Origin of the sequence: Microbacterium sp. M3 (assembly GCF_033548675.1) — a bacterium.
Classification (GTDB): Bacteria; Actinomycetota; Actinomycetes; order Actinomycetales; family Microbacteriaceae; genus Microbacterium; species Microbacterium arthrosphaerae.
In genome coordinates this window covers 40,597-66,139 of record NZ_JAWTZT010000005.1, presented here as the reverse complement: position 1 = coordinate 66,139, position 25,543 = coordinate 40,597, and the positions used below count along the sequence as shown (strand labels likewise).

Annotated in this window: 22 protein-coding genes; 9 read left to right on the top strand and 13 right to left on the bottom strand. The window is 72.1% G+C overall.

Annotated features, from left to right (window positions below; translation table 11 throughout):
* Positions 1 to 18: 18 nt before the first annotated feature.
* From R8Z57_RS14825 to R8Z57_RS14805, 5 genes are all read right to left on the bottom strand, one after another.
* Entirely contained in the window at positions 19 to 1,545 is a 1,527-nt protein-coding gene (locus R8Z57_RS14825; protein WP_318354553.1) for an Nramp family divalent metal transporter, read from the bottom strand.
* A 725-nt stretch (positions 1,546 to 2,270) separates the two neighbouring features.
* Positions 2,271 to 2,684: an ATP-binding protein gene (locus R8Z57_RS14820; protein WP_318354552.1), complete on the bottom strand. Its 414-nt coding sequence runs from the start codon at positions 2,682 to 2,684 to the stop codon at positions 2,271 to 2,273.
* Positions 2,674 to 3,006, bottom strand: a complete 333-nt coding sequence (locus R8Z57_RS14815; protein WP_318354551.1) for an STAS domain-containing protein — start codon at positions 3,004 to 3,006, stop codon at positions 2,674 to 2,676. The genes R8Z57_RS14820 and R8Z57_RS14815 overlap by 11 nt, the downstream gene beginning before the upstream one ends.
* Positions 3,003 to 4,964: a glycosyltransferase family 2 protein gene (locus R8Z57_RS14810; RefSeq protein WP_318354550.1), complete on the bottom strand. Its 1,962-nt coding sequence runs from the start codon at positions 4,962 to 4,964 to the stop codon at positions 3,003 to 3,005. Before R8Z57_RS14810 ends, R8Z57_RS14815 begins: the two co-directional genes overlap by 4 nt.
* Positions 4,961 to 6,298 (bottom strand): GAF domain-containing SpoIIE family protein phosphatase, encoded by a 1,338-nt coding sequence (locus R8Z57_RS14805; protein ID WP_318354549.1) that lies wholly within the window; start codon positions 6,296 to 6,298, stop codon positions 4,961 to 4,963. Before R8Z57_RS14805 ends, R8Z57_RS14810 begins: the two co-directional genes overlap by 4 nt.
* Here R8Z57_RS14805 and R8Z57_RS14800 point away from each other — a divergent pair.
* Positions 6,255 to 6,902: an RNA methyltransferase gene (locus tag R8Z57_RS14800; RefSeq protein WP_318354548.1), complete on the top strand. Its 648-nt coding sequence runs from the start codon at positions 6,255 to 6,257 to the stop codon at positions 6,900 to 6,902. The two genes, R8Z57_RS14805 and R8Z57_RS14800, sit on opposite strands and share 44 nt — an antisense overlap.
* Before the next feature lie 12 nt (positions 6,903 to 6,914).
* Here the strand turns inward: R8Z57_RS14800 and R8Z57_RS14795 are convergent, their stop codons facing one another.
* The 3 genes from R8Z57_RS14795 to R8Z57_RS14785 form a co-directional block, all read right to left on the bottom strand.
* Positions 6,915 to 8,141 carry an NAD(P)/FAD-dependent oxidoreductase gene (locus R8Z57_RS14795; protein WP_318354547.1) on the bottom strand — a complete coding sequence of 409 codons (1,227 nt, stop codon included), beginning with the start codon at positions 8,139 to 8,141 and terminating at the stop codon, positions 6,915 to 6,917.
* A complete protein-coding gene (locus R8Z57_RS14790; protein WP_318354546.1) occupies positions 8,138 to 9,199 on the bottom strand; it encodes a semialdehyde dehydrogenase in 1,062 nt (353 codons plus the stop codon). The genes R8Z57_RS14795 and R8Z57_RS14790 overlap by 4 nt, the downstream gene beginning before the upstream one ends.
* 93 nt (positions 9,200 to 9,292) lie before the next feature.
* On the bottom strand, positions 9,293 to 10,612 hold the full coding sequence (locus tag R8Z57_RS14785) for an MATE family efflux transporter (RefSeq protein WP_318354545.1): 1,320 nt from the start codon (positions 10,610 to 10,612) through the stop codon (positions 9,293 to 9,295).
* Positions 10,613 to 10,741: 129 nt separating this feature from the next.
* On the opposite strand from R8Z57_RS14785, the gene R8Z57_RS14780 reads away from it, so the two are divergent.
* From R8Z57_RS14780 to R8Z57_RS14770, 3 genes are all read left to right on the top strand, one after another.
* Positions 10,742 to 12,724, top strand: coding sequence for a M13 family metallopeptidase (locus tag R8Z57_RS14780; protein ID WP_318354544.1), 1,983 nt, complete (start codon positions 10,742 to 10,744; stop codon positions 12,722 to 12,724).
* A gap of 67 nt (positions 12,725 to 12,791) precedes the next feature.
* Positions 12,792 to 13,703, top strand: coding sequence for a serine hydrolase (locus R8Z57_RS14775; protein WP_318354754.1), 912 nt, complete (start codon positions 12,792 to 12,794; stop codon positions 13,701 to 13,703).
* 27 nt (positions 13,704 to 13,730) lie between these two features.
* The gene (locus tag R8Z57_RS14770) at positions 13,731 to 14,903 is read left to right on the top strand and encodes a thiolase family protein (protein ID WP_378722967.1); all 1,173 of its coding nucleotides are present in this window, start codon (positions 13,731 to 13,733) and stop codon (positions 14,901 to 14,903) included.
* Positions 14,904 to 15,032: 129 nt separating this feature from the next.
* Here R8Z57_RS14770 and purU read toward each other — a convergent pair whose 3' ends face one another.
* Both purU and R8Z57_RS14760 read right to left on the bottom strand, forming a co-directional pair.
* Positions 15,033 to 15,905 (bottom strand): formyltetrahydrofolate deformylase, encoded by an 873-nt coding sequence (gene purU / locus R8Z57_RS14765; protein ID WP_318354542.1) that lies wholly within the window; start codon positions 15,903 to 15,905, stop codon positions 15,033 to 15,035.
* Positions 15,906 to 15,972: 67 nt separating this feature from the next.
* A complete protein-coding gene (locus R8Z57_RS14760; protein WP_318354541.1) occupies positions 15,973 to 17,592 on the bottom strand; it encodes a peptide MFS transporter in 1,620 nt (539 codons plus the stop codon).
* Positions 17,593 to 17,707: 115 nt separating this feature from the next.
* Here R8Z57_RS14760 and R8Z57_RS14755 point away from each other — a divergent pair, with 115 nt between their 5' ends.
* Entirely contained in the window at positions 17,708 to 18,961 is a 1,254-nt protein-coding gene (locus R8Z57_RS14755) for an FAD-dependent oxidoreductase (RefSeq protein ID WP_318354540.1), read from the top strand.
* A gap of 97 nt (positions 18,962 to 19,058) precedes the next feature.
* Here the strand turns inward: R8Z57_RS14755 and R8Z57_RS14750 are convergent, their stop codons facing one another.
* The gene (locus R8Z57_RS14750) at positions 19,059 to 20,459 is read right to left on the bottom strand and encodes an MFS transporter (protein WP_318354753.1); all 1,401 of its coding nucleotides are present in this window, start codon (positions 20,457 to 20,459) and stop codon (positions 19,059 to 19,061) included.
* A gap of 193 nt (positions 20,460 to 20,652) precedes the next feature.
* Here R8Z57_RS14750 and R8Z57_RS14745 point away from each other — a divergent pair, with 193 nt between their 5' ends.
* Positions 20,653 to 21,366 carry a GNAT family N-acetyltransferase gene (locus tag R8Z57_RS14745; RefSeq protein ID WP_318354539.1) on the top strand — a complete coding sequence of 238 codons (714 nt, stop codon included), beginning with the start codon at positions 20,653 to 20,655 and terminating at the stop codon, positions 21,364 to 21,366.
* Positions 21,367 to 21,480: 114 nt separating this feature from the next.
* Here the strand turns inward: R8Z57_RS14745 and R8Z57_RS14740 are convergent, their stop codons facing one another.
* Both R8Z57_RS14740 and R8Z57_RS14735 read right to left on the bottom strand, forming a co-directional pair.
* On the bottom strand, positions 21,481 to 21,684 hold the full coding sequence (locus R8Z57_RS14740; RefSeq protein ID WP_318354538.1) for a hypothetical protein: 204 nt from the start codon (positions 21,682 to 21,684) through the stop codon (positions 21,481 to 21,483).
* 2 nt (positions 21,685 to 21,686) lie between these two features.
* Positions 21,687 to 22,493, bottom strand: a complete 807-nt coding sequence (locus R8Z57_RS14735; RefSeq protein ID WP_318354537.1) for an SDR family oxidoreductase — start codon at positions 22,491 to 22,493, stop codon at positions 21,687 to 21,689.
* 194 nt (positions 22,494 to 22,687) lie between these two features.
* Here R8Z57_RS14735 and R8Z57_RS14730 point away from each other — a divergent pair, with 194 nt between their 5' ends.
* The 3 genes from R8Z57_RS14730 (at position 22,688) to R8Z57_RS14720 (ending at position 25,503) form a co-directional block, all read left to right on the top strand.
* Entirely contained in the window at positions 22,688 to 23,626 is a 939-nt protein-coding gene (locus R8Z57_RS14730; RefSeq protein ID WP_318354536.1) for a cyclase family protein, read from the top strand.
* A gap of 152 nt (positions 23,627 to 23,778) precedes the next feature.
* Positions 23,779 to 25,119: a phytase gene (locus R8Z57_RS14725; RefSeq protein WP_318354535.1), complete on the top strand. Its 1,341-nt coding sequence runs from the start codon at positions 23,779 to 23,781 to the stop codon at positions 25,117 to 25,119.
* Between the two features lie 219 nt (positions 25,120 to 25,338).
* Positions 25,339 to 25,503 (top strand): hypothetical protein, encoded by a 165-nt coding sequence (locus tag R8Z57_RS14720; RefSeq protein ID WP_318354534.1) that lies wholly within the window; start codon positions 25,339 to 25,341, stop codon positions 25,501 to 25,503.
* Positions 25,504 to 25,543: the final 40 nt, after the last annotated feature.

Below are 25,543 nucleotides of genomic sequence, written 5' to 3'. Positions count from 1 at the left end.
CAGGCTACCCGCGCGGCCTCACGCGCCGGTGAGCACCAGCCACAGCAGCACGCCGTTCAGAGCGATGAGGAAGACGGATGCCGCGACCCCCGCAACCGTCGTCCACACGCGGTTGCGGTAGCCGCCGAGCACCTCGTGCTTCGCGGTCAGCGCGACCAGCGGGATGAGGGCGAACGGGATGCCGAACGACAGCACGACCTGGCTGAGCACGAGCGCGACGGTGGGATCGAAGCCGATGGCGAGGATGACGAGCGCCGGGATCAGGGTCACGAGGCGCCGGGCGAGGAGCGGCACGCGGACGTGCAGCAGGCCGTGCATGATCTCGGCCCCGGCGTAGGCGCCGACCGAGGTGCTCGCGAGGCCGCTCGCGAGCAGACCGACGGCGAACAGTGTCGCCACGAGCGGACCGAGGCCGGCGTAGAGGGCGGCGTACGCGCCCTCGAGCGAGTCGGTGCCGGGCACCCCGGCGAGATTCGCCGCCGCGAGCAGCAGGATGCAGAGGTTCACCGTGCCGGCGATCAGCATTGCGATCGTGACGTCCCACTTCGTGGCGCGCAGGAGGCGCCGGGTCGGGATGCCGCGCAGCTCGGCCAGCGAGAGGTCGACGGGGACGCCGGTCGAGGCATCCGTCGTCGCGAGGGGCGTGCGGGAGAGTGGGCCGGTCGACGGCTCGGGGCGTTTCGTCTCGCTTCGCTCGCTCAACGACCGGGCGGGGTTCAGGGGGGCGGCGTCGGTGGCGCTCTCGGTTGTCGGGGGCTCGGGGCGTTTCGTCTCGCTTCGCTCGCTCGACGACCGGGGGGTGGGGGCGCTCGACGACCGCGAGGTGGGGGCGCTCGACGACCGGGGCGTCGGCGCGAAGCGGTCGCGCGCGAGCGCGCTGTGCGCGTAGATCGCGTGCGGCATGATCGTGGCACCCAGGATCGACGCGGCCAGCAGCACCGAGTCGGTGCCCTCGAAGCGCGGGACGAGTCCGGCCACCACGCCCGCCGGGTCGGGCGGCGCCACGAAGACGCCGAAGGAGAAGCCGATCGCGATGATGGCGAGCAGGCCGATCACGACGAACTCGAAGGGGCGCGCGCCGCGGCGCGACTGCACGAGAAGCAGGGCGATCGACACGGTGCCCGTGATCACGCCTCCCCACAGCAGCGGGATGCCGAACAGCAGGTTGAGCGCGACCGCGCCGCCGATGACCTCGGCGATGTCGGTCGCCATCGCGACGAGCTCGGCCTGCAGCCAGTAGGCCCGGCGGGCCCACGGGCGGCGGATGCGAGTGCCCAGGGTCTCGGGAAGGCTGCGCCCGGTGACGATGCCGAGCTTCGCCGAGAGGTACTGGATCAGCCACGCCATGACGTTGCCGAGCACGACGACCCACACGAGCAGATAGCCGTACCGCGCTCCCGCGGTCATGTTGCTCGCGACGTTCCCGGGGTCGAGATAGGCGACGCCGGCGACGAGAGCCGGACCGATCAGCCACGCCAGCCGGGCAGGCGTCGGCCGGCGACGGGCGGCGGTGGCGGCATCCGTCGACTCCAGTGTTTTCGGCATGCCGAAACCCTAGCCGTATTTCGGCTCACCGAAAAGTGGATGGGCCGCGCGCAGTCCTGACCCCGTCGGCGACGAGGAGGGAGCGCGCGGCAAGCCTCGAGAGCGACCCGACAGCGCCCTGCCCGCCTGGCTCCCTGGGGGCATGCTCGACGGTCATGTCCCACTTTCGGCGGCCGATGTCCCAGAATCCACCGCAAACGGCGACGCTTACGAACGAAAGTGGGACATGCTCCGGATGGTGCGACCCGCGGGCGACGGGCGGGCCGCGCGGCGAGCCGCGAGAGCGGGCGCCTGGGACAGCGTCCTACCGACGCGGCTCCCTGGGGGCATGCTCGACGGTCATGTCCCACTTTCGGCACCCGATGTCCCAGAATCCACCGCAAACGGCGACGCTTACGAACGAAAGTGGGACATGCTCCGGATGGTGCGCCCCGCGGGCGACGGGCGGGCCGCGCGGCGAGCCGCGAGAGCGGGCGCCTGGGACAGCGTCCTACCGACGCGGCTCCCTGGGGGCATGCTCGACGGTCATGTCCCACTTTCGGCACCCGATGTCCCAGAATCCACCGCAAACGGCGACGCTTAGGAACGAAAGTGGGACATGCTCCGGAAGTCGGTCCCCCCGACGACGGGCGAGGCGCGAGCGGGGACGCGCCGGCGAGCGACCCCCCGACGACGGGCGGGGCGCGAGCGGGGACGCGCCGGCGAGCGACCCGCCGGCGAGCGGGTCAGGAGTCGTGGCGGAGGCGGCGGAGGCGCCAGACGTTGCCGTGCTCTGTCTCGTGGATGAGCTCGTCGAGCGTGGCCAGGGCGATGGCGAGGCCCCGGCCCGACTCGGCGTCCTCGCCCGGCATCGAGACGCCGTCGAGGTCGATGAGCGCGGGCTCGGCCGTGTCGGAGAAGACGGCCGACAGCGCCGTGCCATCGGCGTCGAGCTCGACGGTGACGCGGACCGGCTCGCGCGAAGACGCGTGGGCGACCACGTTCGTCGCCACCTCGCTGACGGCGAGCCTGAACAGCATGGCGTCCTCGTCGCCGACCCCGGGCGTGCGGCGGAAGAGCTCGTCGAGTCCGTCGTGGACGCGGTCGATGAACGAGTCGTCGGCGACGGCCTCGATGGCGATGCCCGGTTCAGTCGCCATCGAACGCCGACTCGGGAGACGGGTGCTCGCGCAGCACGCGGTCGAGGTTGGTGAGCTTCAGCACGCGGCGGACCGGCTCGGTCGCCGCCGCGATGCGCAGGTCGCCGCCGGCGAGGCGGGCCGACTTGAGCCCGCCGATGAGCGCACCGAGCCCCGACGAGTCGACGAACTCGGTTCCCGAGAGGTCTACGACGATGCGGGTGCTGCCGCCGTCGACGAGCTCGTCGACGGCCTTGCGCAGGCGCGGCACGCCGGGCGCGGTGAGGCGGCCCTCGGGACGCACCACGGCGTAGCTCTCGCCGGGTGTCACGATCAGATTCACGGTGCCTCCTCGGGCTCGGGGACGACGGGCCGGACGGGCCCTCGGTACAGTGCGGCCTGGATGATGACGCTCAGCACGACGAGGTCGTAGATGACCCAGACGGTGTTGACGAGCGTGCCGGTGCCGTCGGCGGTGCCGACCGCCAGCCGGGCGAGACCGATGACGAGGGCCACTGCCAGGACGACCATCGCCGTCAGCTGCGGCCAGATCTCGCGCCACGGCGGCCCCGACTCGTCGCGGCCGTCCTTCTTGGTGACCGCGAAGGCCAGCGGGCGCTTCAGCACCACGTTCGAGAACGCCGACGTGCACGCCTTGATCCACACCGGGAAGAGGGCGAGCGAATACTGCTGGCCCCGCCACGTCTTGAGCCCTCGGGCGACGACGAGGAAAAGGATCTGGTTGACGATGAAGTACGGCAGGAATCGCGCGAAGAAGTCGACGCTCCACGCGGTCACGGGCATGACGCCGAAGACCAGGTAGATCACCGGCGCCGCCAGGTACACCACGGCGGTGAAGCCCGAGAGGTAGCTCCACATCGTCGCGAAGTACATCATCCGCTGGCCGGCCGAGAGGCCCTTCTTGGCCAGCGGATTGTCGCGGAGCATCACCTGGAGGGTGCCCTGCGCCCAGCGCAGGCGCTGCGTGAGCATCGTGCGGAGGTCTTCGGGCGCGAGGCCCCGCGCGAGGATCTCGTGGTGGTAGACGCTCCGCCACCCGAGCGCGTGCAGCTGCATGGCGGTCGCCATGTCTTCGGTCACCGAGATGGTCGCCATCGGCTGCACGGGCTGCGCCTCGCCGGGGCGGTCGACGCGCAGCGCCTCGAGCAGGCCCGACACCGACTCCACCGCGCCGAGCGGCGACATCTCGCGGGCGGCCAGCGCATCCAGGCCGGCGTCGTCGATGACGATCGCGTCGAGCTCGACGTCGCGCTGCACGGGCAGCTCGCCGATCGACGCGAGGTCGGCGCGCACCCGGGCGAGATCGCCGCGCACGAGCTCGCGCGATGCGGTGTCGACCGCGGACTGCACGCGATAGGTCACGTCGGCGATCGGGTCGCCGGCGTCGAGGCGGTCCCGCGCCTGTGCCACCTCGGTGCGCAGCAGCCGCAGCTGCTGCCGGACGGCGGGGTCGGCGTCACGGTCGCGCGAGGCGCGTGCGAGCAGCGACTCCGACGCGCGCAGCGTCCGCGAGGTCGACTGCTCGAGGTCGCGGACGTAGCCGACGATCCCCAGCTGCATCAGCGCGTCGCGGCGGAGCACGGCGTTGGAGCCGCAGAAGAAGGCGGCGTTCCAGCCGTCCTTGCCCTGCTGGATCGGCCCGTAGAACAGCGGCGCCTGGCTGCCGAGCGGGTCGGCGTCGTCGACGTTGACGAACCACTGCGGCGTCTGCACCAGCGCGACCTCGGGGTCGTCGGCGAAGTAGCCGAGCGTGCGGTGCAGGATGAGCGGGTCGGGCACCTGGTCGGCGTCGAGGATCAGCAGGAACTCGCCGTCGGTGCTCATCAGGGCGTTGTTGAGATTGCCCGCTTTGGCGTGCCGGGGCTTGCCCTCCCAATCGGCGGAGCGCCGCACGTAGCCCACGCCGATCTCGGCGGCGGCCGCCGCCATCTCGGGCCGCGCGCCGTCGTCGAGGATCCACGTCTCGTGAGGGTAGGCGATGCGCTTGGCCGCCCGGGCGGTCGCGATGACCATGTCGATGGGCTCGTTGTACGTGGTGATCAGCACGTCGACGGTGCCGGTGGGCGGCGAGACCGGGGCCGGTCGCTCCTTCGCCCGCCACATCGTGAGGGAGAAGAAGAACGTGTCGATGAGGCTGTAGGTCTCGGCGATGACGAGCGGCACCGCGATCCACCACGCCGACCAGTTCACCGAGTCGAGCCAGCGCCACACGATGTAGTTCAGGCCCAGCAGCACCGAGAGGAGCGCGAGGATGCGGATCCACACGAACCGCGCGGTCATGCGTCCCTCCGCACCACGAGCACCGAGACGTCGTCGGGCGCGCGCCGCTCGCGGGCGAGCCGCGCCGCCTCGTGCACGGCACCCTCCGGACCGCGCTCGCGCAGCACACCGAGCACGTGACCGAAGGGGTCGTCGTCGAGGATGTCGAGCAGCCCGTCGCTGCAGATCATGAAGACGTCGCCGGGGTCGAGCTGCGCCTCGGACGCGGTGCGCGTGTCGTCGAAGCCCATGCCCAGCGGCAGGCCCGTCGAGCGCAGCGGCTCCCACGCGCCTCCGGCGCGCAGCACGAAGGCGAGACTGTGTCCGGCGTCGACGAAGTCGACGCGGCCGGTCGCGATGTCGATGTCGGCCGCGACGGCGGTGACGAACAGGTTGGTCCCCCCGACGTCGTCGACCAGCATCCGATCGACTTCGCTCACCGCGTGCGCCAGCTCGCGCTCCGGCGCGGTGCGCAGCGACGCGCGCACCGCCGAGGCGATGATGGCCGGGCCCGCGCCCTTGCCCATCACGTCTGCCAGCGCGACGCGGAGGCGCCCGCCGACGACCTGCCAGTCGTACACGTCCCCCAGCAGATGGCCGGCCGGAGTGGCCGTCGCCGCGAGGGTGTACCCGGGCACGTGGGGCGTGTGCGCGGGCAGCATCGCCCGCTGGATCACCGACGCGTGGTCGAGCTCGTCGGCGTCCATGAGCTCGGTCTGCACCCAGAGTGCGAGCTCGCGCAGCAGCGACCGTTCCCGAGCATCGAGCGTGCGGGGCTCGGTGTCGACGATGCACAGCGTGCCGACCTGCTCGCCGCCCGGCGCCTGCAGCGGGTGGCCCGCGTAGAAGCGCAGGTGCGGGTCGCCGATGACGAACGGGTTCGCGGCGAACGCCTCGTCGGCCGCGGCATCCTCCACGACGAGGGTGCCCTCCTGCCGGATCGTCACGTCGCAGAACGAATCCGCGCGCGGCGCCTCGCGGCCGCCGAGGCCGATCTGCGCCTTGCGGAATTGCCGGTCGCGGTCCATGAGGGTGACGCTCACCATCGGCACGCCGAACATCTCCTGCGCGAGGCGGGCGACGCGGTCCACGCGTTCATCCGGTGGGGTGTCCAGAACCCCGAGTGCTTCGATGGCGCGCTGACGCTTGTCGTCGTCGAACAACTGGCCCCCCGGTGATCGCGATTCCTCCCAGTATGGTCTGCGACGCGCCCCGATTTCGACCCGACCAGCCCATTCCGCACGTGCCGCGCCTCCGCGCGCAGGCAGCCGGAGATCCGGAGCCCGTACGCGCCCGGGATAGCCTTGCCCGGTGACCGCGCCCGAGCCTTCCGCTGTCGACCCCGGCGAGCCCACCCTTCCCGTGGGTGTCGGGCCCTGGCCGGGCGGGCCGGAGAACTGGCCGGACGATCCCCGCTACGACCGCGAGCTGCTGGCGCAGGGCGATGCCCGCAACGTCGTCGACGCCTACCGGTACTGGACCATGGACGCCATCGTCGCCGACCTCGACGCGCGCCGCCACGGGTTCCACGTCGCGATCGAGAACTGGCAGCACGACATGAACATCGGGTCGATCGTGCGCAGCGCCAACGCCTTCCTCGCCGCCGAGGTGCACATCGTCGGCAAGCGCCGGTGGAACCGCCGCGGCGCGATGGTGACCGACCGCTACCAGCACGTGCGCCACCACGAGACCGTCGCGGACTTCGTCGCGTGGGCGGATGCCGCGTCCCTGCCCGTGATCGCCGTCGACAACGTCGCGGGCTCGCAGCCGCTGCCGGCCGCCGACCTGCCCGAGGCGTGCGTGCTGCTCTTCGGCCAGGAAGGACCCGGGCTGTCGACCGAGGCGCTGGCGGCGGCATCCGGAATCGTCCAGATCGAGCAGTACGGGTCGACCCGCTCGATCAACGCCGGCGCGGCGGCCGCCGTCGTCATGTACGAGTGGTGCCGCCGCTGGGCGTGAGCCGCGCGGCCGTCAGGCGCTCTCGCTCGTGAGGACGCGCGCGGGCATCGAGGGCAGCGGCTGCGAGGAGCGGATGCCGCGACCTCCGGCCGGCGTCGCCGCGACGCGTGCGAGATCGGCGACGACGCCCGCCGCCCGCCGGCGCGAGGGCATGAACCGGAGGAAGAACACCAGTCGCAGCAGCCACGCCACGGCACCGGTGAACGGCACGCCGTAGAGCTCGGAGATGCCGCGGCCGAAACCGAAGGATGCCGCCCGGCCGAGCCCGCGATAGGTGAAGCGCCGCGGTGACCGTCTGCTCAGCCGCCGCGCGATCGAGCGGCCGATGTGGTCGCCGCCCTTCATCGCCCACAGGGCGTTGGCGGGCACCGGCTCGCCGGTCACGGGGTGCTCGACCCGCGCGCCGTCGCCGGCCGCCCACACGCCGTACCGGACCGCGAGCGTCGGCTGAGTGAGCAGCCGGCCGCGGTCGTCGCGCCAGGGGTCGAGCCCCGCGATGCGGACCGGGCGCTGCCCGACCGCGGCGACGACGGTCGTGGTCGGGAGCGACGAGCCGTCGGAGAGGATCGCGGCCGTCGGCGTGACCTCGGTGAGCCGCCGGCCGGTCACGACCCGGACGCCGAGCCGGTCGAGCTCGGCCGCGGCGTGCGTCACCAGCCGCGGCTGGTCCGACCACTCGGGCATAAGGCGCACTCCGGAGTGCACCAGGGTCACCGGATGACCGCGGTCGGCGATCGCGGCGGCGAGCTCGGTGCCGGCGATGCCGCCGCCCGCGACGACCACGGGAGAGCCCGGCACGGTGGCCAGATGATCTGCGAGCGCGGCGATCTCGTCGGGCCCGCGGAGCGTGAAGCCCAGCTCGCCGAGCCCTGCCACCGCAGCCGTCGGCTCGGTGGCGCCCGTGCCGACCACGAGGTGGTCGTAGGTCACGGTCTGCTCCGCCGCCTCCCCGGGGGCGCGATACGACACCGACTGCGCGACGGGGTCGATGGACACGGCGCGTCCGGTCACGATGCGGGCGAGCGGCATCGCCTCGCCGAGCGGCGTGGCGAGGCGGTCGCGGTCGACCATCCCTGCGACCAGCTCGCCGGTGAAGCCGTGGAACCGGTGCGCGGTGTCGGCCGAGAGCACCATGATCTCGAGGTCGCCGCTGCGCAGGTCGCGGGCCCGGCGGCGGGCGAGCGTGGCGTAGGCGTGCAGTGTCACGTAGCCGCCGCCGAGCATCACGACGCGGGTCATGCGAGCACCGCCGTGCGCGACTCGAGCGCGACCGGCCGGCCGAAGCTGGTGGGATCGGCGGCGCGGAAGCCCAGGTGCCCCAGCGACGCGGCGCGCTCGCGGACCGCGTCGACCTGCTCGAGGGTGGGGTTGCCGACCGAGAAGTGTCCGGTGTGACCGGTGAGCGCGAGCACCGCCGTCTCGGCGAAGCACGCGTACGAGCGGCCGTCGGGGAGCCCGATGTCGCCGCCGACGAGCCGCAGGCTCGGGATCGTGACGATGCCGCCGTCGATCAGCAGGACGTCGGGCCGCGCCGCGGCGAGGGTCGGCGCGGTGTTGCGGGGCTGCGTCGCATCGAGCACGATCGCACCGCGGCCCAGGTGCTCCGGGCCGAGGAGCGTGTCGGCCGACGCCGTCAGCAGCACGACGAGGTCGGCATCGCGGACTGCGTCGATCGTGTGTGCCACCTCGACCTCGACGTCGTTCGCGACGGCGTCCGCGAGGGTCCGCACCCGCGGCGCCGTGCGCGCGATGAGCGTCAGGCGGACGTCGCCGGCGTCGCGAGCCAGCAGCTTCGTGACCGCCGTGCCCACGCTGCCGCTCGCCCCCACGATGGCGATGTGCGGGCGACCCGATCGCGCCGCGACGTGGGGGAGCAGCATCCGCACCTGGTCTTCGACGATCGCCGCGGTGAAGGCGTTGCCGTTGGTCACCGCGATGTCAGTGCGCTCGCGCAGGGTGGCGCCGCCGGCCGTGACGGTGGCGGTGAGCGCGCCGAGCCCGACGACATCGGCGCCCAGTGAGACCGCGCGATCGACCGCGCGGCTCACGCGGCGGCGGCCCTCGTCGACGGCGGTGAGCAGGTGCCGCGCGCCGAACGGCACGAGCACGACGTGGCCGACGCGCTCGCCGCCGATCTGCACGCCCGCCATGGTGACCGGCGGCACGGGGAGACGTCGCAGCGCGGTGTCGTAGACGGCCTCGGGCACGAGTCCCAGCGGCCGCCAGACGCGAGCCATGTCCTCGCGCAGGACGGCGCGGGGGTGGACGGTGAACGCGAAGGTTCCGGTACCAGACAAGACGTGCTCCTCTCGGTGGCGCCCGATGCGCGCCATGCGGAGAAGGAGCCATCGCCCGGGGCCCTGATACCTCGACGCCGGAAGTCGCTCTCGTCAGGCCGGGACGGACATCCACGCGGCGCCGCGCACGCGCCAGCCGAGGGTCGCCAGGCGGGCGAGCATGTAGACGCCGAAGAACGCCACGGCGAGCCACGCCAGGCCGGCGGCTCCGGCGGGCTGCAGCGCCGCGACGATGAGCAGCGCCGGCAGATACGGCACGAGGTTCAGCACCCCGGCGAGCGCCAGGTACTTGGCGTCGCCGGCACCGATGAGCACCCCGTCGAGCACGAAGACGATGCCGCACACCGGCTGGGCGACGGCGAGCACGATCAGGGCGGGCTGCACGAGAGCGGCGATCGCGGCATCCCCCGTGAACAGCAGGCCGATGACGCCCGACAGCGCGCCGATGACGACGCCGACGATCACACCGAACCAGGCGCCCCAGGCCACGGTCCGCCCGAGCACGCGCCGCACCGTCACGCGGTCTTCGGCGCCGAGGCTCTTGCCCACGAGCGCCTGCGCGGCGATCGCGAGCGCGTCGAGGGCGAATGCGGCGGTCGAGAAGATCGTGAACGCCACCTGCCACCCGGCGAGCTCGTCGGTGCCGAGGCCTGTCGCCACGGCGACCGTTGCGAGCAGGGCGACCCGCAGCGAGACGGTGCGCAGGAACAGCCAGCCGCCCGAGCGTGCCGAGCCGCGGACGCCCTCGCGCTGGGGACGGACGGATGCCTCGTGCCGCCGCGCGAGGCGACCCACGACGACGACGTAGGCCGCGACCATGCCCCACTGGGCGACCACCGTGCCGACCGCCGATCCCGCGATGCCCCATCCCAGGCCGTAGATGAACAGCCAGTTGAAGAGGGCGTTGGCGCCGAAGCCGAGGCCGGCGATCCACAGCGGTGTCACCGTGTCTTGCATGCCGCGCAGGAGCCCGGTCGCGGCGAACACGACCAGCATGGCGGGAAGACCCCACATCGAGATGCCGAGGTAGATCTCGGCCTGCTCTGCCACGGCCGGGCTCGCGCCGAACAGCCCGACGAGGAACGGCGTGGTCAATGATCCGACGAGCGCCAGGATGGCGCCGATCCCCAGTGCCAGCCACATGCCGTCGATGCCGACGGACACCGCCCGCGAGGGGTCGCCCGCGCCGAAGCGGCGCGCCACCGCCGGGGTGGTCGAGTAGGCGAGGAAGACCATCAGCCCGACGATCGTCTGCAGGACCGCCGAGGCGATGCCGAGCCCCGCGAGCGGCTCGACGCCGAGGTGGCCGACGAGCGCCGAATCGACGATGAGGAAGAGGGGCTCGGCCACCAGGGCCCCGAGCGCCGGGACCGCGAGCCGCAAGATGTCGCGGTTCAGGGTGTCGGCAGTCACCCTTCGAGCCTAGGAGGTGGCGCCGACGCCGGGTGGCGGCATCCGCTCGGTTCATCACGATGTCGTCACGGCCCGCGGCCGGCACGCTCCCGGGAGTCGACCAGGCTCCGGGCGACTACCCTGGAACCCATGACCGACGCCCCCCGCTCCGGTCTCGCGCTCGAAGAGCTCAGCGACGAGATCCGCCCCCAGGACGACCTGTTCCGCCACGTCAACGGCAGCTGGCTGGAGCGGACCGAGATCCCCGAGGACAAGGCGCGGTGGGGCTCGTTCCACCTCATCGCGGAGCAGGCCGAGAAGCACGTGCACGCGATCGTCGAGGAGTCGCAGCAGGCCGAGCCCGGCACCGAGGCGCGCAAGATCGGCGACCTCTACACGAGCTTCATGGACACCCAGCGCATCGCCGCGCTCGGTGCCGCACCGCTGGCCGACGTGCTGGCCCGCGTCGACGAGATCGCCGACATCCCCGGCTTCCTGCGCACCGTGGGCGAGTTCGAGCGCGACGGCATCGCGGCGCTCATCCACCTCTACATCGAGCCCGACCCGGGCAACCCGTCGCGCTACGTCCCGTTCTTCATCCAGGGAGGGCTGTCGCTCCCCGACGAGAGCTACTACCGCCTGGAGAACTTCCAGGAGACGCGCATCGCGTTCCGCGGCCACGTGCACCGGATCCTCGAGCTCGCCGGCGTGCCCGAGGCCGAGGCATCCGCCGATCGCATCGTTGCGCTCGAGACCGAGCTCGCCGAGCACCACTGGGACAACGTCGCGAGCCGCGACGCGGTGAAGACCTACAACCTCAAGACGTGGGACGAGGTGCAGGAGCTCGTCGGCGTCGACCTCACGCCGTGGCGCGACGGCGCGGCGCCCGATCACGCCGACGCGTTCGCCGAGATCAACGTGTACCAGCCGAGCTTCTTCGAGGGGCTCGGCCGGCTGCTCGTCGAGGACCGGCTCGAGGACTGGAAGGCGTGGCTGCGCTTCGCCGTCGTGCACTCGGCCGCCCCGTTCCTGCCCGACGAGTTCGTCGCCGAGAACTTCGGCTTCTACGGCACGCAGCTGACCGGCGTCCCCGTCAACCGCGAGCGCTGGAAGCGCGGCGTGAGCCTCACCGAGGCCGCGATGGGCGAGGCCATCGGCCGGGTCTACGTCGAGCGCCACTTCCCGCCAGCCGCCAAGGAGGCAATGGACGAGCTGGTCGCCAACCTCATCGAGGCGTACCGGCTGAGCATCTCGGAGCTCGAGTGGATGACGCCCGAGACGCGCGAGCGCGCTCTGGCCAAGCTCGCCACGTTCACGCCGAAGATCGGCTACCCGGTCACCTGGAAGGACTACTCCACGCTCGAGATCGACGCGGACGACCTCGTGGGCAACGTCCGCCGGGCGCACGTGTGGGAGCACGACCGGCAGCTGGCCAAGGTGGGGCAGCCGATCGACCGCGACGAGTGGTTCATGACCCCGCAGACCGTCAACGCGTACTACAACCCGCTCATGAACGAGATCGTGTTCCCGGCGGCGATCCTGCAGTACCCGTTCTTCGACGCCGAGCGCGATGCCGCCGCCAACTACGGCGGCATCGGCGCGGTCATCGGGCACGAGATCGGGCACGGCTTCGACGACCAGGGCAGCCGCTTCGACGGCGACGGGTCGCTGCGCGACTGGTGGACCGACGACGACCGCGCCGCCTTCGAGGAGCGCACCAAGGCCCTCGTCGCGCAGTTCGACGAGCTCGTGCCGCAGGGGCTCGCCGATGAGCACCGTGTGAACGGGTCGCTCACCATCGGCGAGAACATCGGCGACCTGGGCGGACTCAGCATCGCGATCAAGGCCTACGAGCTGTCGCTGCGCGACGCAGCTGACGGCGAGCCCACCGAGGCTCCCGAGATCGACGGTTTCACCGGCATCCAGCGCCTGCTGCTCAGCTGGGGACAGATCTGGCAGCAGAAGGGGCGGGATGCCGAGACCATCCGCCTGCTGACCATCGACCCCCACTCGCCGAACGAGTTCCGGTGCAACCAGATCGTGCGCAACATCGATGCGTTCTACGATGCATTCGGAGTGACGACCTCGGATGGTCTCTGGCTCGACGAGGACCAGCGCGTCACCATCTGGTGAGGCCGGACCGCACGGGCGGTCTGGGGAAGCCCCGCAACAACGCAAACGGGAAGGAAACTCCGTGGGCATCGAGCCCAGAAAGGACGCCGAGTCGCTTCGGGGGGCGCGACGGAGCACCAGCAGACGGCTGCCGCGGAGGGCGGCGGCCGGTCGCAGATCATTCACGTCGACGCTGAAGGCGCTCGACGACCTCGCCGCATCCGGCGCCAAGATCTCGGTGCGCATCACCGACCTCGACCGCGGGACGTCGGTGCTCTCGGGTGACGACTTCGTCACCCTGCCCGTCGCCGGGCTGGGCGTGGTGCCCCTCCTCATCGAGGTGGCCGCCGCGTTCGAGTCGGGCCGGCTCGAGCCACTCGAGATCATCGACCGCGCCGGAATGGAGCCGGTCGCCGTCGGGGGAGTGTGGCAGCACCTCAAGGCGCCCGCGCTGCCGCTGTCGGACCTCGCGGTGCTGACGGCGTCGACCGGCGACGCGCTCGCGGCCAACGCGCTGCTGCGTCGCGTGGGGCTGCCCGCCGTGCGCGCCCGCATCGAGAGTCTCGGCCTGTCGCGCTCGGCGCTGCTCGACCGCTTCCGCGACGAGCGAGGGCCCGACGACGCGCCGCACTTCGCGCTCGGCTCCGCGCGGGAGCTCGCCGAGGTGTTCGCCGCCCTGGTCAACTCGCAGGTCGTGTCGCCGAGCGTCAGCGCCCAGGTGGCCGAGTGGCTGAGCCTCAACCACGACCTGTCACTCGTCGCATCCGCCACGGGCCTCGACCCGTTCTCGCACGAGAACGACGAGCACGGGCTGCTCTTCATCAACAAGACGGGCAGGGATACCGGCATCCGCGTCGAGGCGGGTGTGCTGGCCGGTCCGCGGGCCGGGGTGTCGTACGCGCTCATCGTGTGCTTCGACGACCTGTCGATCTCGCACCGCCTGCGCGCGCACGAGGCCTTCCGCATCCTCGGGACCGACCTCATGGAGTACGTGTTCTAGTCCGGGTTCTCGGGGAAGGTGAGTGACGTGGCGACCTACGTGTACGACGCCGTCCGCACGCCGTTCGGCCGCGCCGGCGGCGCGCTGGCGGGGGTGCGGCCCGACGATCTCGCCGCCGTCGTGATGAGGGCGACGATCGAGCGCACGGGCCTCGACCTCGCGCGCATCGACGACGTGATCTTCGGCGACGCGAATCAGGCCGGGGAGGACACCCGCAACGTCGCGCGGATGGGTGCGCTGCTGGCGGGCTTTCCGACGTCGGTGACGGGCGTCACGGTCAACCGGCTGTGCGCGTCGTCGGTCGAGGCGGTGGTGCAGGGGTCGCGCGCGATCGAGGCCGGTGATGCCGACATCGTGTTGACGGGCGGTGTGGAGTCGATGAGCCGGGCGCCGTACGTGGTCGAGAAGTCGCCGCGGCCGTGGCCGAGCGTGGGCAACCAGACGCTGTGGAACACGGCGATCGGCTGGCGCATGACCAACCCGAGGCTGCCGGCGCACTGGACGATCTCGAACGGCGAGTCCGCCGAGCTCGTCGCGCGCGAGGGCGGCATCTCTCGCGAGGCGCAGGACGCCTTCGCGGTGCGCTCGCACCGCCTCGCCGCGCAGGCCTGGGCCGACGGCGTGTACGACGACGAGATCGTGCAGGTGCCCGGGGCCGACCTGGCGCGGGACGAGGGCATCCGCGACGACACGTCGGTCGAGAAGCTCGCAGGGCTCAAGGCGCTGTTCGCCGCGGACGGGGCCGGCACGGTGACCGCCGGCAACTCGTCGCCGATCAACGACGGCGCCTCGGCGGTGCTGCTCGGGCGCGAGGGCGTGCTGCCCGGTGAGCCGCTGGCACGCATCACAGCACGCGCCGCGCACGGCGTCGACCCCGACCACTTTCCGCTGGCTCCCATCGAAGCCGCGAACAAGGCGCTCGCCCGCGCCGGCCGCACGTGGGCCGACGTCGACCTCGTCGAGCTCAACGAGGCCTTCGCGTCACAGGCGATCGCCGACATCCAGGGCTGGCCCGAGCTCGACCCCGAGCGTGTCAACATCCACGGCGGTGCGCTGGCGATCGGCCACCCGCTGGGCGCGTCGGGCGGGCGCATCATCGGCCACGCGGCGCACGAGCTGCGCCGCCGCGGCGGGGGAGTCGCCGTCGCCGCCATCTGCATCGGCGTTGGTCAGGGTCTCGCCGTGGTGCTCGAGCGCTGACCCGCGGCGAGACCGCACGAACGCACGCCCCGCGGCGCTGGGGCGGTGCGTTCGTGAGGTCTCGCGCGAACTGCCGCGAGGCGGGACGTGACGGATGCCGCTGGTGCAGAGGCGGGCGACCTCGCCGGGTCAGAAGACGATCGTGTGGTTGCCGTGGCGGATGACGCGGTCCTGCGCGTGCCACAGCACGGCGCGCGACAGCACCTGACGCTCCACGTCGGCGCCGCGGCGGGCGAGCTCGGCCGCCGAGTCGGCGTGGGTCACGCGCACGGTGTCCTGCTCGATGATCGGGCCCTCGTCGAGGTCGTCGGTGACATAGTGCGAGGTCGCGCCGATGAGCTTGACGCCGCGCTCCTTCGCCTTCTTGTACGGCTCGGCGCCGATGAACGCCGGCAGGAAGGAGTGGTGGATGTTGATCACCGGCACGCCCAGCCCGGCGAGGAAGTCGCCCGAGAGGATCTGCATGTAGCGGGCGAGCACGACGAAGTCGACGTTGCCCTTGAGCAGCTCGAGGATCTTCGCCTCGGACGCCGACTTGTCGGGCCCCGGAACGCCCGGCACGTGGAAGAAGGGCACCCCGAACGAGCGGACGTCCTCGGCCGACGTGGTGTGGTTCGAGATCACCATCGGCACCGTGACGGGAAGGTCGCCGCGGCGGTGGCGCCACAGGAGGTCGAGCAGGCAGTGGTCCTGCTTCGATGCGAGGATCGCCATGCGCTTGGGCGCGGACTGGTCGGTCAGCGACCACTCCAGCTCGAACCCCGCGAGGACCTTCGCGATCTCCTCCTCGATGAGCGGGCGGTCGGCGGCGAACCCGGGGCGGTGGAACACCACTCGCTGGAAGTACGCACCCCCCGTCGGGTCGTCGGAGTACTGGTCGAACGCGACGATGTTACCGCCGATGCGCGTGATCATCGCCGAGACGGCGGCGACGATTCCGGGCCGGTCGCTGCCGTGGACGATGAGGCAGGCGTGGTCGGGGTTCAGCTGAGGCGCGGCCATTGTTCGATTCTGCCCTGTCCCGTTCGCCGGGGATGACGGATGCCGCGGGCCGCGGCATCCGTCATCGTCAGCGCACTCCGCGCATGAGCTTGAGCACCGGCTTCACCGACGCGAGCAGCGCGAGACCCAGGACGATCGCGATGCCGCCCAGGATCGTGAAGTACGGGATCTCGTTCTCGGGGTCGTAGAACTGGGCGAGCCAGCCGGCGATCGCGGTGCCGAGGGCGATCGAGAGGAAGTAGAGCGCCACCATCTGCGTGTGGAAGCGCTCGGGTGCGAGCTTCGTGGTCACCGACAGCCCGGGCGGGGAGATGAACAGCTCGGCGATCGTGAAGACGAAGAGGATCATGACGATCGCGAGGAGCGGCGTCGAGTTCGGCGCGCCGTTCGCCCACGGCAGGAACAGCAGGAAGGCGACGCCCATGATCATCGCGCCGAGCGAGAACTTCACCGGCGCCGAGGGCGCGCGGTCGCCGAGCCTGGTCCAGATGGCCGCGAAGACGCCCGAGAGGATGATGACGAAGACGGGGTTGATCGAGTTCACCCACGAGACGGGCATCTCCCAGCCGAAGATCATGCGGTTCAGCTGCTTGTCGGAGTAGATCGTCAGCACCGTGAACTGCTGCTGGTAGAGCGACCAGAAGCCGACGTTCACGATGAAGAGCGGGATGAAGCCGATCACCCGCGAGCGATCGTCGCCGCTGATCGCCCGCGACGAGATGATCACCGAGAAGTAGGCGATCGCGGCGCCGAGGGTCACGAGGATCACGATGCCGGCGAGGTTGTCGGCGCGGATCACGCCGGTGAGCACCAGCGCCACGATGACGAGGAGGCCGGCGATGCCGATGCCGATCATCAGTCCGCGCCGGTTCGCCGGCAGCGGGTTCGCGACGACGCGCGACGACGCGGGCAGCTGCTTGCGGCCGAACGAGTACTGCGTGAGGCCGATCGCCATGCCGACCGCGGCGGCGCCGAAGCCCCAGTGGAAGCCGACGTTGCTCTGGAGGAACCCGGTCACGATCGGCCCGAGGAACGCGCCCAGGTTGATGCCGAGGTAGAAGAGCGAGAAGCCGGCGTCGCGGCGCGGGTCCTTCGGGGAGTACAGCGTGCCGACGACGGCGGTCGCGTTGGCCTTGAGGCCGCCCGATCCGACGGCGACGAGGATCAGGCCGACGCCGAGGCCCCACACGCTCGGCAGCAGGGCCAGCGCGATGTGCCCCGCCATGATGACCCAGGCGCTGTAGAAGAGGACCCGCTCCGAGCCGAGGAGGCGGTCGGCCACCCACGCGCCGAGGATCGTGGAGAGGTAGACGGTGCCGCCGTAGGCGCCGACGATGCCGGTGGCCGTCGCCTCGGGGATGCCGAGGCCCCCCTCGGCGACGGAGTAGTACATGTAGATGAGCAGGATGCCCTGCATGCCGTAGAAGCTGAACCGCTCCCACATCTCGACGCCGAAGATGTGCGCGAGCGCCCACGGCTGCCCGAAGAACCGGGTGTCGTGGTCGGCGCCGTCGTCAGGGGCGGCGGTGCCCGCGGCATCCGTTCCGCTGCGCGCGGCCACCGTGCCGGTGCGCGTCGCGTCGGCCGCGGCGGTGGCGCCGTCGGGCGGACCGACGGGGACCTGTTCGGGCTTGTCGCGCCCGCGCGTCGGATCGCCGTCCTGAAAGCCCTGCTCACGACCGTTCATCGTCCGACTCCCGTCGCCCCCGGTAGAGGTCAGGCTAGCGACGGGGCACGCGGGCGCGATAGCCCCTGGCCCGCAGGCCCTAGTCTGAGCGCAGGCTCGACAGGACGGCGCGCACATGCGTATCGGCATCATCGGCGGGGGCGCCGCGGGGCTCGCAGCCGCGTGGCTGCTCGAGCACGACCATGACGTGACCCTGTTCGAGAAGGACGACCGCCTCGGCGGCCACGCGCACACCGTCGACATCGAGGTGGACGGACGCACCATCCCCGTCGACGCCGGGTTCCAGTTCTTCGCCCGCAGCACCGCGTATGCGACGTTCAACCGGCTGCTGGACGAACTCGAGGTGCCGCGCACGACGTATCCGGCGACGCTCACGGTGTCGCGCATCGACGGCACCCGCCCGGTGGCGATGCCGCCCTTCCGGCGCGGCCGGCCGGTGTGGTCGTCGCTCACGCCGCGGGCGATCGTCCACCTCGTGCGCTTCCGCGGCTTCCTCTCCCGGCTGCCCGCCTTCCTCGCCGCGCACGACACGACCGTGACGATCGCGGAGTACGTCGAGCGTGAGCGCCTGCCCCGGGCATTCGTCGACGACTTCCTCTTTCCGCTGCTGCTGGCGTTCTGGTGCGTCGACCTCGCCGATTTCCGCCGCTTCGCCGCCTACAACGCGCTCTACTACCTGGGTGCGAACGTCCCGCGCGGGCTGACGCCGCCGCGGCAGAGCGAGATCCCGGGCGGGCTCCGCGTCTACATCGACGCGCTCGCCGGCTCGCTCGAGCGGGCGCGGCTGCAGACGGGGATCGCGGTGGATGCCGTCGCCCGGGGCCCGGACGGGTCGCTGCTCGTCGAGGCGGCCGGGACGCGGCATCCGTTCGACCATCTCGTGCTCGCGTGCGACGCGCGCACCGCGCACGACCTGCTCGCGCCGCTGCCCGAGTTCGCCGACGTGACCGCGCAGCTCGCGCGCTTCCGGTACTTCGACACGACCATCGCGATCCACGGCGACCGGCGTCTGATGCCGCGCGAGCGGGCGGCGTGGTCGGTCGTGAATGTGCGGACGGATGCGGCGCACAGCTCGCTGTCGATCTGGAACCCGTCGCGCGGGGCCGACGTGTTCAAGAGCTGGGTGACGTTCGACGACGAGCTGCCGCAGCCGCTCTACGCGACGGCGACCTACCGGCACGGGTTGATCGACACCGAGTACTTCGACGCGCAGCGCCGGCTGCGCCCGCTGCAGGGGCGGCACGGCGTCTCGCTCGCCGGCCTCTACACCGCCGACGCCGACTCGCACGAGAGCGCGATCCGCTCGGCAGTCGCGGTCGCGGAGCGTCTCGCTCCGGACGCGCCGCGGCTCGCGCGCCTGCGCGGCTGAGACGGGCTGGGCTGCGCCCTCACCCGCGCGACCGCTGCGGCTTCCTGCGACCGCGCCGTCGAGCGACGCAGCGGTCGCAGCCGAGTGCAGCGCGCGGTCACTCCGGGAGGGACGGATGCCGCTCCTGCGGCGCGTGCCGGCGCGGGATGAACAGCGCGACCACGAGCGCGACCACCGCCGCGCCGCCGCCGAGGAGGAACGACAGCTGGAACGCCGCCGGCGCCGGTGCGGCGACCCCGTCGACGTCGACCGCGAAGGTGGCGAGCACGGCGCCGACCACCGTGGCGGCGGTGCTCGTGCCGAGCGAGCGGAACAGCGCGTTGAGCCCGTTGGACGCGCCGGTCTCGGACTGCGGCACCGAGCGCATGATGAGCATCGGCATCGCCGCGTAGCCGAAGCCGATGCCGAACCCGATGCCGATGTTGGCGAGGAGGATCTGCCACACCTCCGTCGAGAACAGCAGGGTGAAGGCGTACGTCACGACGAGCGCGACGGCCCCGAGCACGAGCAGCAGCTTGGGGCCGACGGTGCGCGCGAGCTGACCCGAGAACGGCGAGAGCACCATCATCACGAGGCCCGCGGGCATCACGACGAGGCTCGCGGCCACGAGCGACAGCCCGAACCCGCCGGCAGCGGCCGGCAGCTCGAGCATCTGCGGGTACACGACGTTCGACGCGAACAGCGAGAAGCCGAAGGCGATCGACGCGAGGTTCGTCAGCAGCACCGGCCGCCGGGCCGCGACGCGCAGGTCGAGCAGGGGGTCGGCGATGCGCAGCTCGTACCAGCCCCACGCGAGCAGCACGACGATGCCCCCGAGGCCGCAGGCGAGCACGGCGGGCGAGGTCCAGCCCCACTCGTTGCCGCGCGACACCGCCAGCAGCACGCCGACGAGACCGATGGCGAGCCCGGCGGTGCCGACGTAGTCGAACCTGCCGCCGGTGCGCAGCGCGCTGACCGGCACGATCCACAGCACCAGGGCGAACACGATCGCGCCCAGCGCCGCGGCGACCCAGAACAGCACGTGCCAGTCGCTGCGCTCGGTGATGAACGCGCTGATCGGCAGGCCGAGCGCGCCGCCCACGCCGAGCGTCGCGCTGATGAGGGCGATGGCCGAGTCCACCCGGTCTTCGTGCAGCACGTCGCGGAGGATCGAGATGCCGAGCGGGATCACTCCGGTCACGGCGCCCTGCAAGGTGCGTCCGATGATCACGCCGACGATGCCGGGGGATGCCGCGGCGATGACCGATCCCGCGACCAGGAGCGCGAGCAGCACCAGCACGATGCGCCGCTTGCCGTACATGTCGCCGAGGCGCCCCGCGATCGGCGTCATGACCGCCGCCGCCAGGAGCGTGGACGTCACGACCCAGGCGGTGTCGTCGCGGCTGGCGTTGAGCAGCTCGGGAAGCTTGGACTGTATCGGGACCACGAGGGTGAACATGAACGACGACGCCAGACCCGCGATGGCCAGCACCGCCACGATGGCGCCCTGACGCGGCATCCGGGTGAGTCGTCGTCGTCTCGCGTCGTCGTCACCCGTACCCATCACTTCAGGCTATCGGCGCCGCACCCCCGCGGGCTCCGCGCGCCCCTTGCTGCTCACCTGTCGCGAAGTGCCGCCTGGGCCGGCAGGTCGTGACAGGTGAGCGACAACGGCAGGGCGGGCCGAGAGGCGCCGGGTGCAGACTTAGGGCATGCCCGAGATCCCGACCCCGCCCGGCATCGACATCCGCTTCCTCGATACGGTCGACGAGGTCCACCGCGCGTCGGCGGTGCTCGCCGAGGTATGGGGCGGCGACCGGGGCGGCATGCCGCCGAACCTGCTGCGCGCGCTCGCCCACTCGGGCAACTACGCCGTCGGCCTGTACGACGGCGAGCGCATGGTCGGGGCATCCGTCGCCTTCTTCGCCGAGCCGTCGGCGCGCTCCATGCACAGCCACATCACCGGCGTGCTCGCCGACCACCGGTCGCAGGGCCTCGGGCGCGTGCTGAAGCGGCACCAGCAGGAATGGGCGCTCGCCCGCGGAGTCGGCCACATCACGTGGACCTTCGATCCGCTCGTCGCGCGCAACGCCCACTTCAACCTGCGCGTGCTCGGCACGCGGGTCACCGAGTACCTCGTGAACCACTACGGACCGATGGACGACGGCGTCAACCGCGGCGACGAGACCGACCGCATCATGGTGTCGTGGGCGCTGGCCGCACCGCCCGTGCCGACGCCGGGCGACGATCGCGTGGTCGCGTCGGTCGAGATCCCGCACGACATCGAGGCGATGCGTCGGGAAGCGCCGGCGGATGCCGCGGCCTGGCGCCTGCGCGTGCGCGACGCGCTCACCGGGCACCTGGCCGGGGGCCTCGCGATCGGCGGCTTCGACGACGACCGCGGCTACCTGCTCGTCCGCCCCTGAGGCGGCGCCGGCGATCCGCACTCTGCAGAACTCCACGGATCCGCGCGCCCGAGCTCTCGGGCCGGCACCGCACCCCGTGCTGCGGGCCGGATCCGTGGAGTTCGGCAGCCCGAGCTACTCCTGCGGATCCTTCGTGGGGTCACCGGGCCGCACATCGGCGTCGTCGCGGATGTCGATGCGCGTGACGCCGTCGCGGTGCGTGACGTCGATGCGCGGGTCTGCGTCGCACTCGACGGCGTTCGGCGCCGACGTCAACTGGTCGTGGCGCTTCTCGTCATCGGTCATGCCGGTGCTGTCGACCCGGTCTTCGTGGTCCATGGTCATCCCTTCCGCCAGTCGTCGCTCTTCAAGTGCGAGCCCGCCTGTGGGCCCATCTGCAGCATGCCGCCGTCGACGGTCCAGCTCGCGCCGGTGACGTAGCTCGCGGCGGGCGACGCCAGGAACGCCACCACGGCCGCGATCTCCTCCGGCTTGCCCGGTCGCCCGAGCGGGATCCCCGGACGATCCGTGTTCTCGGCGTCCTCGGGATCCTGGTTCGTCAGCGGCGTCGCGATCTCGCCCGGCGCCACCGCGTTGGCCGTGATCGCGTGCGCGCCGAGCTCCTGCGCCATCGTCTCGATGAGACCGCCGAGGCCGTGCTTGGCGGCGACGTACGCGGCCGAGCCCACCCGGGGCTGGGTCTCGTGGACGCTCGTGATCGCGATGAGGCGCCCGCCGGTGCCCGCGCGCACCATGTGCCGCGCGGCGGCCTGGAGCCCCGCGAATGCGCCGTCGAGGTTGAGCGACACGACCTGGCGCCAGTCGTCGATCGAGACGTCGAGGAACGGCCCGCCCGAGCCGCCGCCGGCGTTGTTGACGAAGACGTCGAGGCCGCCGAGTCGCGTGACGAGCTCGTCGATCGTGGTGGCGACGGTCCCGAGGTCGGTCGCGTCGAACTGCGTGACCTCGGCGCGGCGGCCGCGGTCGCGCACCGCGGCGGCGGTCTTCTCGGCGCCCTCCTCGTCGCTGTGCCAGGTGATGCCGACGTCGAGGCCGGCGTCGGCGAGAGCGATGGCCGTCGCCTGCCCGATCCCCGAGTCTGAGGCGGTGACGATGGCGCGTCGTGGGGTGAAGTCGAAGGTCTCCATGCCCCGACGCTACGGATGGGCCTCGCCGACCGGCACGGGGTTGCGCTCGCGCGGCCGCGTTCGGAGAATGCACCCCGCGCCGCGCCTGCGTAACAGCGGGCTTCTGCGGGATCGAGGGCAGAACGGCAGAAATCGTCCTCTGATTCGCATTCCTCCTCGCGTGCGCAGCACGCCGCGTCCCTAGGCTGACCGCCATGCCCGAGTATCGCGCCCACTTCGACTTCGACATCCGCTTCGCCAACGGGGGAGGGATGTCGGGCACCGGCTTCCGGCTCGACCTGCCGTCCGCCGGGGCGACCGAGGACGAGATCGCACGCCTCCTCGTCACGCACCTCGGCCTCGCCCTCGTGGACGAGGTGGAGCTGCGCGGCCTGCGGATCGTCGAGGAGCCGCACCGCGGCAGCCGCGGCATCCCACCGGTTCCCGCGCCTGAAGCATCACGCGAGACGCGCATCGTCGACCTCAGCCACCCGATCAGGGCCGGGCTCGTGACGTACCCGGGGCTCCCGGCGCCGACGATCACGCCCCACCTCACGCGCGAGGACTCCCGCGCGCGCTACGCGCCGGGCACCGAGTTCGCGATGGACGTCATCCACATGATCGGCAACACCGGCACCTACCTGGACTCGCCCTTCCACCGTTACGCCGACGGCCGCGACCTGGCCGGACTCGACCTGTCGACGCTCGTCGGCCTGCGCGCCGAGGTCTTCCACCTCGAGGATTCGTGGGATGCCTCGCGCCGAGGCATCCGTTCGACCACGCTCGCCGATCGCGACGTGCGCGGCGCCGCGGTGCTGCTGCACACCGGGTGGGACCGGTGGTTCGGGCGGCCCGAGTACGGTCACGGAGCCCCGTTCCTGACGGGCGAGGCCGCGCAGTGGCTCATCGACGCCGGTGCCGTGCTCGTCGGCATCGACTCGGTGAACATCGACGACGCCGACCCTTCCACGGGCTCCGGGGGCGGCGAGCGGCCCGCGCACTCGCTGCTGCTCGGCGCGGGCGTGCACGTCGTCGAGCACCTCACGAACCTCGGCGCCCTGCCACCGCGGGGCGCGCGCTTCACGGCCGCCCCGCCCGCGGTCGAGGGGTTCGGCACCTTTCCCGTGCGCGCCTTCGCCGAGCTGCCCGCCTGACCGCGCGGTGGCAACTACCGCTCACCTGTCGCATCTTGCCGGCTCGCCCGACGAAACGTGACAGGTGAGCGGGTCGGGGCCGGCCTGCCCAGGAGGGGAGCGTTCACCCGGGCGACACGCCGAGTTCGCGTGCGCGGGCCACGCTCGGATGCATGTCTCCCCGACTCCTGCTCGCGGCGCCGCTCGCCGCCGTTCTGGCCGTCTCGGTCCCCCTCACCGCTTCGGCGCGCCCGTCCCACGAGCCCCGCCCGCCCGCGGTCGTCACGACGGGTGTCGAGACCCCCGTCCTGTACGACGACGAAGCGGGCGGCAACGCGTCCGGCGACGACCCGGCCATCTGGGTCGATCCCGACGACTCCCGCGACTCGATCGTCATCGCCACCGCCAAGGAGGGCGGGCTGCGGGTCTACGACCTCGACGGGGTCGAGCTGCAGGCGCTCACCGCCGAACCGGCGCCGCGGGCGGACGGCGCCGACGGACGCTACAACAACGTCGACATCGCGTACGGGCTCGACCTCGGCGACGGCCTCGTCGACGTCGCGGTCGTCTCGGACCGCTACAACGATCAGCTGCGCTTCTTCGCGATCGACGGCGCCGGGGCCGCGGCATCCGTCCCCCTGCGCGAGGTGACCGCGCCGGAACTGCCGTTCCTCTTCAGCGCCGATCGCGCGGAGGTCGACGACGAGCAGACCGCCTACGGCGTCGCCGTCTGGCAGCCGGCCGGTGAGGCACCCGTCGCCGTCGTGACCCGCGAGGGCACGACGACGATCGCGACGGTCTCGCTCACCACCGGCGACGGCCGCGTCGGATACAGCGACACGGCGACCCTCGACTTCCCGGCGTCGTTCCCGCTTCCCGACGGCACCACGTGGACGCCGTGCGACGAGCCCGGCGTGCTGCCGCAGCTCGAAGGGCTGAGCGTCGACCAGCGCACCGGCGTGCTGTACGCCGGGCAGGAGGACGTCGGCCTGTGGCGGCTGCAGCTCCCGATCGGCTCGGGCGAGCCGCGGCTCATCGACCGGGTGCGGGACTTCGGCATCCACGACGTGTACGACCCCGAGTCGGAGGAGTGCACGCCGGCCGACCCGCAGGCGGCCGGTTCCGGCGGCTCGGCGCTGACGGCCGACGCCGAGGGCGTGGACGTCTACTACGGCCCCGGCGCCACCGGCTACGTCATCGTCTCGAGCCAGGGCGACGACACCTACGCCGTCTACCGCACGCAGGGCCGCAACGACCTGGTGGGGACCTTCCGCGTGGCGGGCGTCGACGGCGTCGACGACGTCAACGGCTCGGACGGGCTCGCGGTGACGAACCGCGCCGTCGGCGCATACCGCGAGGGCCTCCTCGTCACCCACGACGAGCCCGACACCGGAGCGGAGGTGGACGACGAGCGCGACGCGACGAACTTCTCCTACGTCTCGTGGGCCGATGTCGCCGACGCGCTCGGCCTCAAGGTCGACACGAAGCCGGGCAACGACCCGCGCTTCCGGTGACGCCGCGCCCGCGGCGATCGGAGATCCCGCGAGGATCGGACGGATGCCGCGGGCCCGGGCCGATTTCTGCAGGATCTCCGATTCTCACCGGCGCCGGGCCGGGCGCGTGCGCGCTACGGGGTTGCATGTCGGAACCCGCGCGTAGCGTCGAGTGCGGGTAGACGGACGTATCAGCGCAGGCGCCCGCCGCTCTTCTCAGGCGAACGAGGAGAAGAAGCAATGCGCGAGCACATCGAGACCCTGATCGTCGCCCTGGGCGACGCCATGCGAGGCACCCCCACGGCGAGCGCGCCGGCAGAGCCGCGCCGCCGCCGTCCGCGCCGGGCGCGCGCCACGTACGTGCCCGTCCGCCGCGACCTCGCCACCGCCCGCTTCGCGCACTAGCCGAAGCTCCGGCCGGAACCCGTCAGGGTCCGGGCCCGGG